This is a genomic window from Isoptericola sp. b408 (genome assembly GCF_030588085.1).
GTDB classification, from domain to species: domain Bacteria; phylum Actinomycetota; class Actinomycetes; order Actinomycetales; family Cellulomonadaceae; genus Isoptericola; species Isoptericola sediminis.
In genome coordinates, this window is sequence record NZ_JAUQYQ010000001.1 from 1,164,262 (window position 1) to 1,182,963 (window position 18,702).

Below are 18,702 nucleotides of genomic sequence, written 5' to 3' on the forward strand. Positions count from 1 at the left end.
GGGCCCGGCCCGTGCGGATCCGTCAGCGGTGGCCGGAGAAGGGCCCCTGACTCGCCAGGACCGGTACTGACCCGCGGAGATCTGTCCTGACCCGCGAAGATCTGTCCTGACCCGCGGAAAAGTGCCCTGACCCGGCGTGATCGGTCCTGATTCGCGGAATGCGGGACGGGGGCGTCACGGTTCGTAGACTTGATGACCGTGACAGACCCCCGGGCGCCCGGCGCCTACCTCGACCACGCCGCGACGACACCCATGTCGTCGGCGGCGCTCGAGGCGTACGTCGCCGAGGCCTCCCGCACCGGGAACGCCTCGTCCCTGCACTCGGCCGGCCGCTCCGCCCGGCGCACCGTCGAGGAGTCGCGCGAGACCGTCGCCGCCGCCCTCGACGCCCGCCCCAGCGAGGTGATCTTCACCGGTGGTGGCACCGAGTCGGACAACCTCGCGGTCAAGGGCATCTTCTGGGGGCGTCGCACCCAGGACTCGCGCCGACGGCGCGTGCTGATCTCCGCCGTCGAGCACCACGCCGTGCTCGACCCGGCCTTCTGGCTCGCCGGGCACGCCGGGGCCGAGATCACGCTGCTCGACGTCGACGACGAGGGCCGCATCGAGCTCGACGCGCTCAAGGCCGAGCTCGCGAACGCCCCCGAGGAGATCGCGCTCGTCTCGGTGATGTGGGCGAACAACGAGGTCGGGACCGTCCAGCCGATCCGCGAGGTCGTCCGGCTGGCCCACCAGCAGGGCGTCCCCGTGCACACCGACGCCATCCAGGCCGTCGGCCAGGTCGAGGTCGGGTTCGCCGCCTCCGGCGTGGACGCCCTGACCGTCACCGGGCACAAGCTCGGCGGACCGGTCGGCGTCGGGGCGCTGCTCGCCCGCCGCGACCTGCCGCTGGAGGCCGTCTCCCACGGCGGCGGCCAGGAGCGCGGCGTGCGGTCCGGCACGCTCGACGGCGCCGCCATCCACGCGTTCGCGGTCGCCCTGCACGACGCCGTCACCCACCGCGCCGAGCGTGCCGAGCGCCTCGCCGCGCTGCGCGACGCCCTGGTCGACGGCGTCCGCTCCGTGGTGCCCGACGCCGTCCTGCGCGGCCCCGACCCGGCCGCCACCACGGCCTCGGGCGGCCCGGCCCGGCTGCCGGCCAACGCGCACTTCACGTTCCCGGGCGCCGAGGGGGACTCGCTGCTGTACCTGCTCGACTCCGCCGGGGTGCAGGCGTCGACCGGCTCGGCCTGCCAGGCCGGGGTGCCCCAGCCCAGCCACGTGCTGCTCGCGATGGGGGTCGCCGAGGCCGACGCCCGCGGTGCCCTACGGTTCTCCCTGGGCGCCACGTCCACGCGCGCCGACGTCGACCGGCTGCTCGAGGCGCTGCCCCAGGTCGCCGACCGCGCCCGTGCCGCGGGTCTGGTCTCCACCCGCCCGCTGACCGGAGGTGCCGCATGAGGGTCCTGGCCGCCATGTCCGGGGGAGTGGACTCCGCCGTCGCCGCCGCGCTCGCCGTCGAGGCCGGGCACGAGGTCGTCGGGGTGCACATGGCCCTGAGCCGCAACCGGGACCAGTTCCGCACCGGGTCGCGGGGCTGCTGCTCCATCGAGGACGCCGGGGACGCCCGCCGCGCCGCCGACGTGCTCGGCATCCCGTACTACGTGTGGGACCTGTCCGAGACCTTCGAGGAGACCGTCGTCGCGGACTTCCTGTCCGAGTACTCGGCCGGCCGCACGCCCAACCCGTGCGTGCGCTGCAACGAGCACATCAAGTTCACCGCGCTGCTCGACAAGGCCACCGCGCTGGGCTTCGACGCCGTGGCCACCGGCCACTACGCGCGCATCGAGCACGGCCCCGACGGCCCCGAGCTGCACCGCTCGCCGAACGACGCCAAGGACCAGTCCTACGTGCTCGCCGTCATGGGCCCCGAGCGGCTCGCCCGCTCGGTGTTCCCGCTGGGCCACTTCGCCACCAAGGACGAGGTGCGCGCCGAGGCCGAGCGCCGCGGGCTCTCGGTCAGCGCCAAGCCGGACTCCTACGACATCTGCTTCGTGGCCGACGGCGACACCCGCGGGTTCCTGCGCGACCGCCTCGGCGAGAAGCCCGGCGAGGTCGTGGACACCGACGGCACCGTCGTCGGCGAGCACCGCGGCGCCTTCGCCTACACGATCGGCCAGCGCAAGGGCCTCGGCCTGGGCCGCCCCGCCGCCGACGGCAAGCCCCGCTACGTCGTCGACGTCGACACCGAGTCCAACACCGTCGTCGTCGGCCCCTCCGAGCTGCTCACGGTCGACCACATCGACGCGGGCCGGGCGACGTGGCTCGTCCCGGCCCCGAACGACTGGACCGACGTCACCGTCCAGGTGCGCGCCCACGGCCGGGCGGTCCCCGCCCAGGTCCGGGCGACGTCCGACGGCGCGGCGGGCCTGGAGGTCCGGCTCGGCGAGCCGCTGCGCGGGATCGCGTCCGGGCAGTCGATCGTGGTCTACCGCGGCACGCAGGTGCTGGGCCAGGGCACCGTCTCCGGCGCGCGCCGAGACACCGCCGCGTCGGCCACACCCACGGCCACCGTGGTGCACGCGTGACGGCGGTCAGCGGGCACGGGCCCTGGCCCGGGGGAGAGCGCGACGTGCTCGAGGCCCAGCAGACCGTGCTCGGGGACCTCGCCGACCTGCCCACCGGCGTCGAGCCGATCCCCTTCCTCGTCCAGCTCACGGGCCGCGGTCCCGGCGCAGGGGCGACCGCCCGGACCTCGCTGCTGCTGGCCGAGCACGCCGTCGAGCTCGGCCCGCACGGCTGGAAGCTCGCGGACCACGACGGCGTCGACGCCCGCCGCGCTCGGTCCCTGCTGGCCGAGGACCTCGCCACCCTGGCGATCACCGGGCACGGGTACACGGGGCCGCTGGCCGTCGAGGTGACGGGCCCGTGGACCCTCGCCGCCGAGCTGTGGTCCGCGCGGGGCGACCGGGTGCTGGCCGATGTCGGCGGGCGGGCGGCCCTCACCGAGGCGCTGGCCGTGGGACTGGCCGACCATGTCGCGCAGGTGCGTGACCAGGTGCCCGGCGCGGACGTCGTCGTGCAGCTCGCCGAGCCGCTGCTCGGGCAGGTGCACGCCGGCGTGCTGCCGACCTTCTCCGGCTTCTCGCGCCTCCGCGGGGTGCCCGGTCCGGACATCGTGGAGGGTCTGCGCCCCGTGGTCGAGGCGGTGCACGACGCCGGTGCCCGGGTCGTCGTCCACCTCGGCGGCACGTGGGTGGGGATCCCGCCCGTGGTGCTCGCCGGAGCCGACGCCATCGGTCTGGACCTGGCCGACGTCGCCCCCGAGGGCTGGAACGAACGTGCCTGGGAGCTCGTGGCGCGGGCGACCGAGCGCAAGGTCGGGCTCTGGGCGGGCCTGCCCCCGGCCAGGGTGTCGCAGTGCGCAGGCCCCGAGCTGGGCGGTCTCGTGCGGCTCGTCGCCGAGCCGTGGCGCCGCATCGGGCTGCCCGCCGCCGGGCTGGAGTCGGTCACCGTCCTGGCGGCCCCGCGGCGCACCCCCGGCTCGGTGGACGACCACCGGGCGGGACTGGCGAACCTGGGCCGGGTGGCCGAGGCGCTCGCCGAGCGCGCCGCGGACTGACCCCGCGCCACCCCTCGCAGATGGTTGCCTCAGCCATCTGACCTGCGGATGTGTCCTGTCTCTCGCCCTGGGCGACTTGTGGTCTGACCACATCTTGTGAAAGTCTTCACTTGTCAGATCCGGAGGCCGAGGAACGGCCACAGCCCCTCAGGGGAGGGCGACATGAGCACCGACACCACCACGACCAGCGCCGCACCGGAGGTCACGCCGACCGACGTCCCGACGGTCGAGCCCCCGGCGCCGGAGGTCGCCGTCGACGCGATGGTCCAGCGCGGGCTCAAGGCGCTGGCGGCCTACGCGACGCTGACGCAGGAGGACGTCGACCACATCGTCAAGAAGGCGTCGGTCGCGGCGCTGCGGGAGCACGGCAACCTGGCCCAGCTCGCGGTCGACGAGACCGGGCGTGGTGTCTTCGAGGACAAGGCCACCAAGAACATCTTCGCCTGCGAGCACGTCACCCACTCGATGGCCGAGCTCAAGACGGTCGGGGTCGTCGCGCGCGACGAGCTGCGCGGCATCGTCGAGATCGCTGAGCCCGTCGGGGTCGTCGCCGGCATCACCCCGGTCACCAACCCGACGTCGACCGCGATCTTCAAGAGCCTCATCGCCCTCAAGACGCGCAACCCGATCATCTTCGCCTTCCACCCCAACGCCCAGCGCTCCTCCGCGGAGGCCGCCCGGATCGTGCGCGACGCCGCGATCGAGGCCGGCGCGCCCGAGGACTGCATCCAGTGGGTCACCGAGCCCAGCCTCGCCGCGACCAGCGCGCTGATGCACCACGACGGCGTCTCGCTGATCCTGGCCACCGGCGGCAACGCCATGGTGCGCGCCGCCTACTCCGCCGGGAAGCCCGCCCTCGGCGTCGGCGCCGGCAACGTCCCCGCCTACATCGAGAAGACCGCGAAGATCGGCCGTGCCGTCAACGACGTCGTCCTGTCCAAGGGCTTCGACAACGGCGTGGTCTGCGCCTCGGAGCAGGCCGTCATCATCGACGACGAGGTCTACGACGAGGTGATGGACGGTTTCCGGACCATGCACGCCCACGTCGCCTCCCCCGAGGAGAAGGCCCGGCTCGAGGAGTACCTCTTCGGCGCCTGCGCCGACACGGCCGCCTGCAGCGGTGCCAAGCTCAACGCCGCCGCCGTCGGCAGGTCGGCGGCCTGGATCGCCGAGCAGGCCGGCTTCGAGGTCCCGGAGGACACCTCGGTGCTCCTGGCCGAGATCTCCGGCGTCGGGCCGCAGGAGCCGCTGAGCCGCGAGAAGCTGTCGCCCGTGCTCGCCGTGCTGCGCTCGCGCAGCACCGACGAGGGTGTCCGCCTCGCCGAGCAGATGGTCGAGTTCGACGGTCTCGGCCACTCGGCGGCGATCCACACCACGGACGCCGGGCTCGCCGAGCGGTTCGGGCACGCCGTCAAGGCGGTGCGGGTGCTGTGGAACCAGCCCAGCGCCCTGGGCGGCATCGGGGACATCTACAACGCGCTCATCCCGTCGCTGACGCTGGGCTGCGGCTCCTACGGGCACAACTCGGTGTCGAACAACGTCAGCGCCGTGAACCTCGTCAACATCAAGCGGGTCGCGCGGAGGAACAACAACATGCAGTGGTTCAAGGTGCCGCCGAAGACGTACTTCGAGCCCAACGCGATCCAGTACCTGGTCGACATGCCGGACGTCGAGCGCGTCACCGTGGTGACCGACGGCGTCATGCAGTCCCTCGGGATCGTCGACAAGATCCTCGACGTGCTCCAGCGCCGCGCGAACAAGGTCGCCGTGCAGATCATCGACACCGTCGAGCCCGAGCCGAGCGTCGAGACGGTCGAGCGCGGTGCCCTGCTGATGCGTGACCACCGCCCGGACACGATCATCGCGATCGGCGGTGGTTCGCCGATGGACGCCGCGAAGGTCATGTGGCTCAAGTACGAGCACCCCGAGGTGGCCTTCAGCGACCTGCGCGAGAAGTTCTTCGACGTGCGCAAGCGGGCGTTCCGGTACCCGGAGCTCGGCGAGAAGGCCCAGCTGGTCTGCATCCCGACGTCCTCGGGCACCGGGGCGGAGGTCACCCCGTTCGCCGTGATCACCGACCACTCGACCGGGTTCAAGTACCCGCTGGCCGACTACGCACTGACCCCGTCGGTGGCGATCGTCGACCCGGTGCTCACCGCCACGATGCCGGCGAAGCTCGCCGCCGACTCCGGCATGGACGCGCTGACCCACGCCACCGAGGCCTTCGTGTCCGTCTACGCGAACGACTTCACCGACGGCCTGGCGCTGCACGCGATCAAGCTGGTGTTCGAGAACATCGGCACCTCCGTCCTCGAGGGCGGCGAGGCGATCGAGGCGCGGGAGAAGATGCACAACGCCGCGACGATGGCGGGCATGGCGTTCGGCAACGCGTTCCTCGGCATCGTGCACGCGATGTCGCACACCGTCGGTGCCACGTTCAAGCTCGTGCACGGGCGCACCAACGCGATCTTCCTGCCGCACGCGATCCGCTACAACGGCCTCATGCCGGGCAAGGTCACCGGCTGGCCGAAGGCCGAGCGGTACGTCGCCCCGGAGCGGTACCAGCAGATCGCGAAGCACCTCGGGCTGCCGGCCGCCACCCCGGCCGAGGGCGTCGAGTCCTACGCCCGGGCGGTCGAGGAGCTGACGCGGAGCATCGGCATCGAGCCGTCGTTCCGGGCGCAGGGTGTCGCCGAGGAGGCCTTCATCGGCGGGCTCGACACGCTGGCGATGCGGGCCTACGAGGACCAGTGCGCACCGGCCAACCCGCGGCTGCCGATGCTGCAGGACATGAAGGACATCATGGTCGCGGCCTACTACGGCACCACCCAGAAGGCGGCTGCCGAGGCGCGGAAGTCCGACGGCGGGTACACCTCGCTCGGTCGCTGACCACGACGCCCCCCGCACGTCCCGGCAGGGCACCGGACCACGAGCCGGTGCCCTGTCCCGTGCGTGCGCGGCGTGCTTCACCGGCGGTTCGCGCCCCAGGTGCCGATAACCTGGGGTGGGGGCCGGCCGGTTCCCGTGCCGACCCGAAGGACCCCGGATGCCCGCCCTGCGTGCCGTGCTCTTCGACCTCGACGGGGTCCTGACCCCGACGGCCGAGGTCCACATGCGGGCGTGGGAGCGGCTCTTCGCCCCCTACGCCACGGCCCACGGCCTGGAGCCCTACACCGAGGCCGACTACTTCGCCCACATCGACGGCAAGCCCCGCTACGACGGTGTCGCGACGTTCCTCGCGTCCCGGGGTGTCCGGATCCCGCACGGCACGGCCGACGACCCCCCGGGCGAGGACACGGTCTGCGCGCTCGGCAACCGCAAGGACGAGATCGTCAACCGGATGTTCGTCGAGGAGGGTGTCGACCCGTACCCCGGCTCGGTGCGGTTCCTGGACGCCGTCACCGGCGCGGGTGCGCGGGTCGCCGTCGTCTCGTCGTCCAGGAACGCGCCGGCCGTGCTCGCCGCCGCGGGCCTGGCCGACCGGTTCGACGTGGTCGTCGACGGCAACGTGGCGACCCGGGAGGGCATCGCGGGCAAGCCGGCGCCCGACACCTACGTGCGCGCCGCCGAGCTGCTCGGCGTCCCCGTGGCGGAGTCGGTCGTCGTCGAGGACGCGATCTCCGGCGTCCGCGCCGGCGCCGCCGGACCCTTCGGCCTCGTCCTGGGGGTCGACCGCGGTGTGGGCGCCGAGGCGTTGCGCGAGCACGGCGCCGACCTCGTCGTGGCCGACCTGGGCGAGGTCGACGCCTCGGTGCTCGACGGACCCAGCCCCCGGGGTGCGGCGTGAGCTTCAAGACCCCTGACGAGGAGAGGACCGTCGACCGGCAGCGGTTCCCCGCGGAACCGTGGCGCCTCGTCGAGACGAGGTACTCCGACGAGGACCTCGGCACGACGGAGACGCTGTTCGCCGTCGGGAACGGCTACCTCGGCATGCGCGGGAACGTCGAGGAGGGGCGCGAGTCCTTCGCGCACGGGACCTTCGTCAACGGCTTCCACGAGACGTGGCCGATCCGCCACGCCGAGGAGGCCTACGGGTTCGCCAAGGTGGGCCAGACCATCGTCAACGTGCCCGACACCAAGGTCATCCGGCTCTACGTCGACGACGAGCCGCTCCTGCTGTCCGTCGCCGACCTCCTCGAGTACGAGCGGTCGCTCGACCTGCGTGACGGGATGCTGCGTCGCGACCTGCTGTGGCGCACGCCGTCGGGCAAGCTGGTGCGGGTGCGCTCGGACCGCATGGTCTCGTTCGTCGAACGGCACCTCGCCGTCATGACCTTCGAGGTGACCCTCCTCGACGCGGCCGCGCCGGTCGCGATCTCCTCGCAGATCCTCAACCGGCAGGACGGGGAGGACGAGTACCACGTCAGCTCCGCCGCCCTCGGCGAGGGGTTCGACCCCCGCAAGGCGGAGGACTTCCGGGGCCGGGTGCTCCAGCCCCGTGCGCAGTGGGGCGACGACGAGCGTCTCGTGCTGGGCTACCGGTGCACCAACTCCGGGATGACCCTCGCGGTGGCGGCGGACGACCGGTTCGAGACCGAGAACCAGTGGACCGTCCGCACCCAGGTCGAGGAGGACCTCGCCAAGCACGTGTTCCGCGTCCAGGCGGAGCCGGGACGTCCGATCCGCCTGACGAAGACCGTCGCGTACCACACCTCGCGCGGTGTCCCGCCGCGCGAGCTGGTCGACCGCTGCCGGCGCACGCTCGACCGGGCGGCGGACGGCGCGCTGGCGGCGCGGTACGCCGACCAGCGGGCCTGGCTGGACGCCTTCTGGGAGCGGTCGGACGTCGAGGTCGGCGGCCAGGAGGAGATCCAGCAGGCGGTGCGCTGGAACCTGTTCCAGGTCGCGCAGGCCACGGCGCGCAGCGAGGGGAGCGGGGTGCCGGCCAAGGGGCTGACCGGGTCGGGGTACGGCGGCCACTACTTCTGGGACACCGAGATCTACGTCCTGCCGTTCCTGACGTACACGAGCCCGCGGTTCGCCCGCAACGCGCTCCGTGTCCGCTACCACATGCTCGACGCCGCCCGCCGGAGGGCGCGGGAGCTGTCCCAGCGCGGTGCGCTGTTCCCGTGGCGGACGATCAACGGGGAGGAGGCGTCGGCCTACTACGCGGCGGGCACGGCGCAGTACCACATCGACGCCGACGTCAGCTATGCGCTGCTCCAGTACGCCCGGGCGACGGGTGACACGGACTTCCTGCACCGCGAGGGCGTGGACATCCTCGTGGAGACCGCCCGGCTGTGGGCGGACCTGGGGTTCTGGCGTGCCAACGGCGACCACCTCTTCCACATCCACGGTGTCACCGGCCCGGACGAGTACACGACGGTCGTCAACGACAACCTCTTCACGAACGTCATGGCCCGCTTCAACCTCCGCGCCGCGGCGCACGTCGTGGGTGCCCTGCGCAGGGAGGACCCCGACGAGTACGAGCACCTGGTCAAGCGGCTGGGGCTCGAGCCCTCGGAGCCGATGGAGTGGGCGCGCGCGGGCGAGCGGATGGCCATCCCGTTCGAGGAGGGCGTCGGCATCCACCCGCAGGACTCGCACTTCCTCGAGCGGGAGATCTGGGACCTGGCCCGCACCCCGCGCGACCGGCGGCCGCTGCTGCTGCACTACCACCCGCTGGTGATCTACCGCTTCCAGGTGCTCAAGCAGGCCGACGTCGTCGCCGCGATGGTCCTGCAGGGCCACCTGTTCACCCCCGCGCAGAAGCTCGCCAACTTCGAGTACTACGACCCGCTGACGACGGGGGACTCGACGCTGTCCGGCGTCGCGCAGTCGATCATCGCGGCCGAGGTCGGGTACCACCGGCTGGCGCTGGACTACTTCCTGTCGTCCCTCTACGTCGACCTCGCGAACCTGCACGGCAACGCCGCCGACGGTGTGCACGTGGCCTCGGCCGGCGGGACGTGGGCCGTCCTGGCCAGCGGGTTCGGCGGCATGCGCGACCACGACGGCGACCTGACGTTCGACCCGCGGCTGCCGCGCGGCTGGGAGTCCCTGAGGTACCGCCTGACCTGGAAGGGCACGCGGCTGCGGGTGACCGTGCTGCCGGGATCGATCGAGCTCGTGGCCGAGTCGGGCGACGAGGTCACGGTCGCGGTGCGGGGCGAGGAGGTCAGGGTCCGTCCCGGGGTGCCCGCGACGGTCCCGCTCGCCGGCCAGGGACCCGTGCGCCACGGGCGTCCGGGCCGCCGGGCGCTGGCGGGTCACCGCCGTGCGGACGGCACCCTCATCACGGCGATCGTCCCGCACGCCTGACCGGCGGCCCGCCGCGCGGGCCCGTCAGGAGAGCCGGTCGCGCAGGAACGTCCACGCGAGAGCGGCCATGTGCGCGGCCTGGGCGTTGTTCGCCGCGCCGCCGTGCCCGCCCTCGATGTTCTCGTAGTACGTGACGTCCTGGCCGGCGGCGAGCATCTTCGCCGCCATCTTCCGCGCGTGGCCCGGGTGCACCCGGTCGTCCTTCGTCGAGGTCGTGAGCAGCACCGGGGGGTACTCCCGTGCCGGGTCGTGCCGGTGGTACGGCGAGAAGGTCTGCAGGAAGTCCCAGTCCTCGGGCACGTCCGGGTCGCCGTACTCCGCCATCCACGAGGCGCCGGCCAGCAGGTGGGAGTACCGCCGCATGTCCAGCAGCGGGACCTGGATGACCACGGCACCGAACAGCTCGGGGTACCGGGTGAGCATGTTCCCGGCGAGCAGGCCGCCGTTGGAGCCGCCCTGCGCACCGAGGTGCTCGGGCGTGGTGACGCCGCGCGCGACGAGGTCGCGGGCCACGGCGGCGAAGTCCTCGTACGCGCGGTGCCGCTTCTCGCGCAGGGCGGCCTGGTGCCACGACGGCCCGTACTCGCCCCCGCCGCGGATGTTCGCGACGACGTACACCCCGCCCCGGGCGAGCCAGGCACGGCCGACCGTGCCGGAGTACCCGGGCAGCAGCGGGATCTCGAACCCCCCGTACCCGTACAGCAGCGTCGGTGCCGTCCCCGGCCCCGACCCGTCGGCCGGCCGCACGAGGTCGGAGCGTCCGACGACGAAGTAGGGCACGCGGGTGCCGTCGTCGGAGGTCGCGAAGTGCTGCTCGGCGACCATCCCGGAGGCGTCGAAGAACGCGGGTGCCGTCTTCAGCGCCTCCGGCTCGCGCGGCTCCTGCCCGGGCCCGACGACGGTGGCGAGCGCGAGCGTCGTGGGTTCGAGGTACCCGCTGCGGGTCACCCAGACGTCGTCGCTGTCGACGGCCGAGACCGCCCGGACACCGACGGTGAGCAGCTCGCCCCCGACGGGCAGGTCGCCGCGGGCCCAGGGGGCCCGGGGGTCCTCCCCGGCGTCCAGGTCCGGCGGGGTGAGGGTGTACGCGGAGTGCGCGACGTCCTCGAGGACCGTCACCACGAGGTGGTGCCGCGTCCAGGCACCGCCGACGAGCGACGTCGACGGGGTGGGCTCGAAGAGCACGGTGAGGTCCCGCGAGCCGGCGAGGAAGTCGTCGAGCACGACGGCGAGCAGGGCGCCGCCGGGGTAGGTGCGGCCGTCGACCTCCCAGTCCTCGCGCAGCTCGATCGTCAGCCACTCGCGATGGAGACCCGTCTCGGCGCTGAGGGGCACGTCGAGGCGCACGAGCTCCTGGTCGGGCGTCCCGACGCCCTCGACGAGGTACGTCTCGGACCGGTAGAACGCGATCGACCGGCGGACCAGGTCGCGTTCGAAGCCGGGCGTGCGCGAGCGGCTGCCCATGACGGCCATGTCGTCGGTGGAGCCCTCGTAGACGACCGGGGCCGACGCCAGCTCCGTCCCGCGGCGCCAGAGCACGACGGTGCGCGGATAGCCGGACGACGTCGTGGTGCCCTCGCCGAGGTCGGTGAAGGCGTACACGGTGTCCTCGTCCGCCCACGCGAGCCCGCCCTTGGCCAGGGGGCGGTGGAACCCGCCGTCGGCGACCGGGACGAACCGCTTCTCGACCAGGTCGAACTCGCGCGTCACGTCGGCGTCCGAACCCCCGGGGGACAGGTCGACCAGCGCCCGGCGCCACGGCTCCCCGGCCGCCAGCTGCTCCGGGGTCGGGCGCAGCACCGAGGCGCCGTGCCAGACCCACGACTCGTCCTCGGCCTCCGCCAGGGCGTCGAGGTCGAGGACCGTCTCCCACGCAGGGTCCTCGCTGCGGTACGAGTCCGGCGTCGTGCGACGCCACAGACCGCGCTCGTGCGTGGCGTCGCGCCAGAAGTTGTAGAGGTGGTCGCCGATCAGGGACACCGCGGGGATGCGGTCGTCCGAGTCCAGCACCTCGCGGACCGCCGCTCGCGTCCTGGTCAGGTCCGCCCCGCCGAGCGCCTGCTGGGCGTGCTCGTTGCGCTGCCGGACCCAGTCGAGCGACTCGTCGCCGACGACGTCCTCCAGCCAGGCGAACGGGTCGGTGTCGGGGTCCGGGGCGTCGGGACGGGCGGCTGGCGGGAGCGGGTCGGCACTCATGCGGGGACCCTATCCCGGTGTCGTCCGCCCGACGGTGGGGCGCCCTTTCGCGCGCGGATCCCCTGTGGTAGAAACACCCTGGTCAGGGGGCCGACACCCCCACAGTCCGTCCGGGGGGTTCGCGGAACCCGCCATCCTGCCGACCGGGGGTGCGGTGAGCACGACGACCTCAGTCAGACCGCCCGTGATGGGTCGCGTCCTGGCGGCCGTGTGCGTCGCCGCGATGGTGCTGTGCATCGCGGCCCTGCCGCTGCTCGGCCAGCGGGGTCCCGGCTGGTCCGTGTGGGTCGTGGGCGCCGCCGCGCTGCTGCTGCCGGTCCTCGCCGCCGTCCTGCTGTCGGGGGCGGCACGCCGTGAGGACGCCGCGTTCCGTGCGCTCGCCGCCGAGCGCGACGAGCTCGCGGCCGCCCTGGACCGGACGTCCCGCCACCTCGACGACACCCGGCGCGCCGCGGAGGCGTTGGAGGCGGAGCGGGCCGATGAGCGTGCCGCCGTGGAGACGGCGGTCATCGCCCTGAGCCGCAAGGTGCAGGCGTCCGCCCACCGCATCCAGGAAGAGGCCACCCGGATGGCGCAGCGGCACGCGGCCGACCACGACGTCCTCGAGACGTCCATGCGTGTCGACCACGCGGCCGCCCAGCACGCCCGCCAGGCGCAGAGCCTCGTCGCGCTCTGCGGCCAGCGCCGGCCGGGCCAGGCCTGGGACGCCCCGCTCGCCCTGCCGGACGTGGTCCGCGGGGCCGCCGGGAGGATCACCGCGTACGGGCGCGTCGAGGTCTCCGGCGACCCCGGGCTCGCGGTGACCGGTCGGGCCGTCGAACCGTTGATCCACGTGATCGCCGAGCTGCTCGCCAACGCGACGCAGTGCTCGCCGCCCAACACCCAGGTGCTCGTCGTGATCCGGCAGGTGCAGCGCGGCGCCGTCATCGAGATCGACGACTGCGGCGTGGGCATGGACCCGCGGGAGCTGGACCGCGTGCGGCGCATCGCGGCCGGCGAGCACGAGATCACGATCTCCGACCTGGGCGAGGTCCCGCAGACCGGGCTCGCGGTCGTGGGGACGTACGCCCGCTCGCTGGGCCTCCGGGTCGAGCTCGCCGACTCCGTCTACGGCGGTCTGCGAGCGGTCGTCCGCATCCCGGAGGAGATCACCGAGACGGTCGACAACGTGCCCGACGTGCTCGCGGCGAGCGTCGACGAGCCGCCGCCGGTCCCCGCACCGGTCGGCGCCGACGTCCCCGAGGCGCTGACGGACCCCCGGTCCGCCTCCGACCCGGTCTCCTCCGCGGGCCCGCCCGTGCTGCCGCAGCGCCGTTCCCGTCGCGCCGCGACGGACCGCACCCCGACCAGCGGCCCCGGCATCCCCTCTGTCCAGGCACCTTCCACCGCACCGTCGGCGCCCCCGGCGCCGGAACCGACGGCCGAGGAGGCCGGTGCCTGGATCGGCGCTTTCTTCGCCGCCACCGACGCAGCGCCGCTGCAGGACACGGACACCCATGATCCGTCCGACGCGACGGGACCTCGGAGGACAGATGACGACGCAGAGCAGCGCTGACACGCCGCCCGCGACCGACCACCCGGACAGCTGGATGCTCGACCTGGTCTCGGGGGTCCGCGGGGTCCGGCACGCCGTCGTGCTGAGCTCGGACGGCCTGGTCAAGGTCCGCACGGACGTCACGGACCCCGACACCGCCGACAAGGTCGCCGCGGCCTGCGCCGGCCTCGTCGCGCTCGGGCTGTCGATGGGCCGGGAGTTCGGCGAGGGCGACCGGCTGCGCCAGGTCGTGGTCGAGTTCGGCGGCGGGTTCCTCTTCGTCCGCGGTGCCGGCGACGGGTCCCGGCTCGCCGTGGTGACCGACGCCGGCGTCGACCCGGGCCTGGTCGCCCAGCAGATGCAGGCCCAGGTGCTCATGATCGGCGAGCGGGCGCTCGGCACGGACCCGGTCGGGGCCTGAGGGGGGCGGACGATGGACACCGAGGGTTACCGCGACCACCCGGTGCGTTCGTACGTCCTGACCGGCGGGCGGTCCCGCCCGACCCGGAACACCCTGCGCCCGGAGACGCTGCTGTGCACGGTCGACGACGGCCGCGAGCTGCCGAGCCACGCCGGCCGGCACCAGCACACGCTGCTGCGCACCTGCCGCGGGACGCTGGCGCTGGCCGAGGTCGCCGCCTACCTGCGTCTGCCGGTGAGCCTGGTGGCGGTGCTGGCCTCCGACCTGCTCGACGGCGGCTTCCTGGCGCTGCGCTCGACGGCGACGCACGACCTGCCCGACACCGAGCTGCTCGAGGAGGTGCTCGATGGACTCCGCAGCCTCTGACCCGGCCGGCACCGCACCGGCCCGGGCGCGACACCTCGCCGCGACGGTCAAGCGATCCGTCAAGGTGCTGGTGGTCGGCCCCTTCGGCGTCGGCAAGACGACGCTGATCCAGTCCGTCAGCGAGATCCCGGTGCTCAGCACCGAGGAGAGCATCACCACGGCGAGCGTCGGCGTCGACCGACGCACGGGGGAGAAGTCCACCACCACCGTCGCGATGGACTTCGGGCGGGTCACGGTCGGCGGTGACACCGCGCTCTACCTGTTCGGCACCCCGGGGCAGCGCCGCTTCTGGGACCTGTGGTCCGGCCTGGCGGACGGTGCGGTGGGCGTCCTGGTGCTGGTCGACACCCGCAACCTCGCCGACAGCTTCGAGGTCCTGGACCAGCTCGAGGACCACACGCGGCTGCCGCTCACCGTCGTCGTCAACGAGTTCCCCGGCGCCCCGCGGCACAGCGTCGAGGAGGTGCGCACCGCGCTGGACCTGCCGGCCGGCACGCCCGTGGTCAGCGGTGACGTCCGGGGTCGCCCGCGGGCCGTCCAGGCGCTCACCACGCTGGTCGCCCACGCGCTCGAGCAGCGTGCACGCCAGGCCGCGGCGGCATGAGCATCACCGCCGCGGGACGGATGGTCCGCCTCGAGGATGTGGCGGACCGGCCCTTGCTGGCCGATCTCGCGGGCGCACCCGACCCGCACCAGCGCTACGACGCGCTGCGGTCGCGGTGGGGTGCCGTCGCCCCGGTCGACCTGGAACCGGGGGTGCCCGCCTGGCTCGCGCTCGGCTACGACGAGGTCAGCAGCCTCCTGCGCGACGAGGTGCACTTCACCCGGGAGTTCCGCCGCTGGCGCTACGAGCAGGAACGCCTGGTCGCCTGGAGGTCGCCGGTCCGGGCCGTCCTGGCCTCCCGTGACTCGCTCCTCGACGTCGACGGGGCCGAGCACCGGCGGCTGCGCGGGCCGGTCCAGGACGCGCTCGCGACGCTCGACGAGCGCCGTCTCGCCCGCACCGTGACCGTGGCCTGCACGTCGGCCCTCGACCGGTTGGCGGCGCGCGGCGGGGGTGACCTGGTCGCCGACTACGCCGTCGACGTGCCGGTCCGGGTCCTCGCCGACCTGCTGGGGATGAACCTCGCCGACTCCCGCCGGATGCACGAGCTGACCGTCGCCCTCGGCGCCGGCGGCGAGGACGCCCCGGACGCGGCGGACGAGATGGAGAACCTGCTGGCCACGATGGTCGCCGGCCGGCGCGCCGAGCCCGGCGACGACCTCGCCTCGGCCCTCATCGCGGACCCGCGCCACCAGCACGACCTGGAGCTCATGGGCGCCGTCGGCGCGCTGTTCCGGACCGCGCACGACGCCGCGACCGCCGCCGCGGCGAGCGCGATCCGTCGGGTCGTGGCCGACCCGACGTTCGGCGCGCGGCTGCACGGCGGGCGGCTGTCCCTGGACGACGCACTCGACGAGATCTCCCGCCGGGAGCCGCCGATGCCGCACCTCCTGCCGCGCTACGCGATCACGGACACGGTGCTCGGCGGCCAGCCGATCGCCGCCGGCGACGCGGTCGTGCCCGCGGTGGTGGCGGCCAACGGGGACGACGCCGTGCAGGCGGTGGACCCGTGGGAGCAGGTCGACTCCCGGTTCCACCTCACCTGGGGCCTGGGCGCGCACGCCTGCCCGGCGCACCGCACCGCCCCGCTGATGACCCGGCTGATCGTCGGGCACGTCGTGGCGCGCGTCGACGAGATCGAGCTGGCGACGGAACCGGACCAGGTGCCCGTCGTGCGTTCCGCGTGGTTCCGCTACCCGCGCGAGCTCCCGGTCCGGTTCCGCTGACCGCGGCTCAGGCCGACGTCGTGACCCGTTCCCGGACCGTGTCCGCGACCCGACGGTAGGCACCCGGGTCCACCGGCAGCAGCCACTGGGCCACCCGGGTCCGGCGCGGCAGGTCGACGTCGAGGTCGCGCATCATCTCGTCGATCTGGTGCAGGGAGAAGGGGATGACGTTCGTGCCCCGGGCGTGCCGGCCCTCGGTGCGCTTCTCCATCCAGTCGACCCTGTCGGCGACGTGCTCGCGCCGGACCTCGTCCGGGGGCAGGTCCATCGCGCCCGCGAGGTGGGCGGCGGTCCAGACGGCGGCCATCTCGGCCGACAGCGGGCTGAACAGGGACGAGTTGTACCCGGCGAAGGTCAGGTGCGGCACGTCGTGGGGGAGCACCTGCCGGTAGAGTTGGAAGTTGCCCCGGTCGTCGAGGAGCCGCGCGGTCAGGTCGGCGTCCAGGAACGGCACGCGCTGGTGGAACCCGGTGCCGCACACCACGAGGTCGGCGCGCACGGTGTCGCCGTCGCTGAGCACGGCCACGGGGGCGCCGTCGTCGTCCGTGGCGAACCGCTCGATCTCGGTGTCCCGGTGGACGACGATCGTGCCGTCGGCCACCTGCTCGTAGAAGCCGTCCGTGGCGAGGGAGACCGTCGACCGGGCGATGTCGGAGAACTCGCCGCGCGGGACCAGACCCAGCTCGTCCAGGTGCAGCTGCTTGCGCGAGACGGTGCCGACGCTGGAGACCATCGACCGCCGGACCGGGTCGCCCGCTCCGTGCAGGAAACGCTCCATCGAGCCGTCGAGCGTCTGGTAGCGGAACAGCGCCTCCCCGAGGCGCGTCAGCAGCAGGTACTTGTAGTTCAGCGCCTTGCCCAGCTTCTTGGGCAGCTTCCACAGCAGCTGGCGTGCGACGACGGAGGTCGAGGCGGCGACCGGGCCGATCTCGGCCGCCACGTCGCAGGCGGACTTGCCGTAGCCGACCACCACGACGTGCTTGTCGCGGGCGTCCTCGACCGACCCGATCTGGCCGGAGGCCACGACCTTCCCGCCGGCCCGCAGGAGCTGCGCCATCCCCTCGAACCGGGGGATGACGGGGTCGGAGAAGATCCCGTTGGCCACCACCAGGTGGTCGAAGCGCTCCGGGTCGCCGACCGCCTCGCCGCTGCGGCGCGCGGTGACCAGCCAGCCGTCCTCGGCGTCCGTCAGCTCGGCGCGCACGACCTCGGTCGACAGCCGCAGCGACCCGGCCAGGTCGTTCACCGCGACGTACTGCTCGAGGTAGGCCTGGACCTGCTCACCGCTGGGCCACTCGGGGTAGTCCTTCGGCATGGGCAGGTCGGTGAAGGAGTACGAGTCCTTGTTGTTCTGGGTGAACAGACCCTGGTACCGGCGGGTCGAGCTCCAGACGCCGCCGACGTCGGGGGCCTTCTCGAACACGGCGACCTCGTGGCCGAACTCGCGGAGGGTCTTCACGCTGGCCAGTCCTGCGAACCCGGCCCCGACGACAGCGATCTTCATGAGCGTCCTTGGATCGATTCGGTCTCAAACGCCTGAATCGTAGCGGGGCGGACACTCCGGGCGATAGGTCTGACCAGCGATGATCTCCTCAGGCCGCGGCCGCGAGCGACTCCAGGCCGGTCCCGGTGACCCGGCCGCGCTCGAGGAGGTGGCGGCTCACGCGGTCACGGCGACACCGGTCGGCGGCGAGCCGTCGGGCGACCGCCCGGTGACCGCCCCGGCCCGTCACCGCCGCCAGGTCGGCGTCGACGTGGAGCAGGTCCCACAGCGCCGACTGGGTGCCCAGCGGCACGGCCGCGCCGTCGGCGCCGGAGATCGCACCGATCGTGGAGACGTACAGCGACCACGGCCCGTCGTGCCCGGCCAGGTGCAGGCCGTCCGCGCCCGAGCGGCGGACGTAGCTGTGCTCGGTCACGTCCAGCGCCACGACCTGCTCCGTCGTGAGGAGGGAGACGACGACGGCGCTGCGGACGTCGGACGCCCTGCGCGGGACGGCGGCGACGTAGCCCGCCGGGTTGACGCGGGGGATGTGCCCGACCGACACGTGGGAGAGCGCGCCGTGCAGCATGGGCACCGTCGTGCTCACGCCCAGCCGGGTGAACTTGCGGTGCATCACCCCGGGAACGGCGTTGGAGCCGATGGCGACCACCGCGTGCCGGTGGCGTCGCGCGGGGACGCGGGCGCGTGCCAGCAGCTCGTCCAGGGAGGTGCCGTCCTCGCCGACCCAGGTGCCGCCGTCGTGCCGGAGCGCACCGAAGGTGCCGTCGTGCAGCAGGCCCGACGTGGGAGCGGCCGGGCCCGGGTAGTGCCAGGGCGTCACCCGCAGGTCGACGTCGATGCCCAGGTCGGCGAGCGTCGTGGACATGGCTCCATCCTCCCAGAGGTGCACCGTGGGCCGGCTTCACCCGGGTGAGATCTGCGCGAGGGGCCGTCCCGCCCGACCGTGGCGCAGATCACATCCGTAGTCTCGAGAGAGGTCGGGCGGGCGT

The 18,702-nt window shown here is 73.5% G+C and carries 14 protein-coding genes; 11 read left to right on the forward strand and 3 right to left on the reverse strand.

Features of this window, described 5'->3' with window-relative positions; translation table 11 throughout:
- Positions 1-192 precede the first annotated feature (192 nt).
- The 6 genes from Q6347_RS05440 (at position 193) to Q6347_RS05465 (ending at position 9,862) form a co-directional block, all read left to right on the forward strand.
- Positions 193-1,440: a cysteine desulfurase family protein gene (locus tag Q6347_RS05440; protein ID WP_304606856.1), complete on the forward strand. Its 1,248-nt coding sequence runs from the start codon at positions 193-195 to the stop codon at positions 1,438-1,440.
- Positions 1,437-2,567 (forward strand): tRNA 2-thiouridine(34) synthase MnmA, encoded by a 1,131-nt coding sequence (gene mnmA, locus Q6347_RS05445; protein ID WP_304606857.1) that lies wholly within the window; start codon positions 1,437-1,439, stop codon positions 2,565-2,567. Before Q6347_RS05440 ends, mnmA begins: the two co-directional genes overlap by 4 nt.
- The gene (locus tag Q6347_RS05450; RefSeq protein WP_304606858.1) at positions 2,564-3,601 is read left to right on the forward strand and encodes a hypothetical protein; all 1,038 of its coding nucleotides are present in this window, start codon (positions 2,564-2,566) and stop codon (positions 3,599-3,601) included. Before mnmA ends, Q6347_RS05450 begins: the two co-directional genes overlap by 4 nt.
- 162 nt (positions 3,602-3,763) lie before the next feature.
- Complete coding sequence (gene adhE, locus Q6347_RS05455) at positions 3,764-6,490, forward strand: bifunctional acetaldehyde-CoA/alcohol dehydrogenase (protein WP_304606859.1); 2,727 nt, start codon at positions 3,764-3,766, stop codon at positions 6,488-6,490.
- A 157-nt stretch (positions 6,491-6,647) separates the two neighbouring features.
- The gene (locus Q6347_RS05460; RefSeq protein ID WP_304606860.1) at positions 6,648-7,388 is read left to right on the forward strand and encodes an HAD family phosphatase; all 741 of its coding nucleotides are present in this window, start codon (positions 6,648-6,650) and stop codon (positions 7,386-7,388) included.
- Positions 7,385-9,862 carry a glycoside hydrolase family 65 protein gene (locus tag Q6347_RS05465; RefSeq protein ID WP_304602362.1) on the forward strand — a complete coding sequence of 826 codons (2,478 nt, stop codon included), beginning with the start codon at positions 7,385-7,387 and terminating at the stop codon, positions 9,860-9,862. The genes Q6347_RS05460 and Q6347_RS05465 overlap by 4 nt, the downstream gene beginning before the upstream one ends.
- Before the next feature lie 24 nt (positions 9,863-9,886).
- Here Q6347_RS05465 and Q6347_RS05470 read toward each other — a convergent pair whose 3' ends face one another.
- Complete coding sequence (locus tag Q6347_RS05470) at positions 9,887-12,058, reverse strand: prolyl oligopeptidase family protein (protein WP_304606861.1); 2,172 nt, start codon at positions 12,056-12,058, stop codon at positions 9,887-9,889.
- A gap of 187 nt (positions 12,059-12,245) precedes the next feature.
- On the opposite strand from Q6347_RS05470, the gene Q6347_RS05475 reads away from it, so the two are divergent.
- The 5 genes from Q6347_RS05475 to Q6347_RS05495 are packed head-to-tail and all read left to right on the forward strand — an operon-like array spanning position 12,246 to position 16,209.
- Complete coding sequence (locus tag Q6347_RS05475) at positions 12,246-13,613, forward strand: ATP-binding protein (RefSeq protein ID WP_304606862.1); 1,368 nt, start codon at positions 12,246-12,248, stop codon at positions 13,611-13,613.
- Complete coding sequence (locus tag Q6347_RS05480) at positions 13,591-14,013, forward strand: roadblock/LC7 domain-containing protein (protein ID WP_216077205.1); 423 nt, start codon at positions 13,591-13,593, stop codon at positions 14,011-14,013. The genes Q6347_RS05475 and Q6347_RS05480 overlap by 23 nt, the downstream gene beginning before the upstream one ends.
- Before the next feature lie 12 nt (positions 14,014-14,025).
- Positions 14,026-14,379, forward strand: coding sequence for a DUF742 domain-containing protein (locus Q6347_RS05485; RefSeq protein WP_171245552.1), 354 nt, complete (start codon positions 14,026-14,028; stop codon positions 14,377-14,379).
- Complete coding sequence (locus tag Q6347_RS05490; RefSeq protein WP_171245553.1) at positions 14,360-14,983, forward strand: ATP/GTP-binding protein; 624 nt, start codon at positions 14,360-14,362, stop codon at positions 14,981-14,983. The genes Q6347_RS05485 and Q6347_RS05490 overlap by 20 nt, the downstream gene beginning before the upstream one ends.
- Positions 14,980-16,209 carry a hypothetical protein gene (locus Q6347_RS05495; RefSeq protein WP_304606863.1) on the forward strand — a complete coding sequence of 410 codons (1,230 nt, stop codon included), beginning with the start codon at positions 14,980-14,982 and terminating at the stop codon, positions 16,207-16,209. The genes Q6347_RS05490 and Q6347_RS05495 overlap by 4 nt, the downstream gene beginning before the upstream one ends.
- Before the next feature lie 7 nt (positions 16,210-16,216).
- Here the strand turns inward: Q6347_RS05495 and Q6347_RS05500 are convergent, their stop codons facing one another.
- The gene (locus Q6347_RS05500; RefSeq protein WP_304602357.1) at positions 16,217-17,713 is read right to left on the reverse strand and encodes an NAD(P)/FAD-dependent oxidoreductase; all 1,497 of its coding nucleotides are present in this window, start codon (positions 17,711-17,713) and stop codon (positions 16,217-16,219) included.
- Positions 17,714-17,801: 88 nt separating this feature from the next.
- Positions 17,802-18,578 carry a hypothetical protein gene (locus Q6347_RS05505; RefSeq protein ID WP_304606864.1) on the reverse strand — a complete coding sequence of 259 codons (777 nt, stop codon included), beginning with the start codon at positions 18,576-18,578 and terminating at the stop codon, positions 17,802-17,804.
- Positions 18,579-18,702 lie beyond the last annotated feature (124 nt).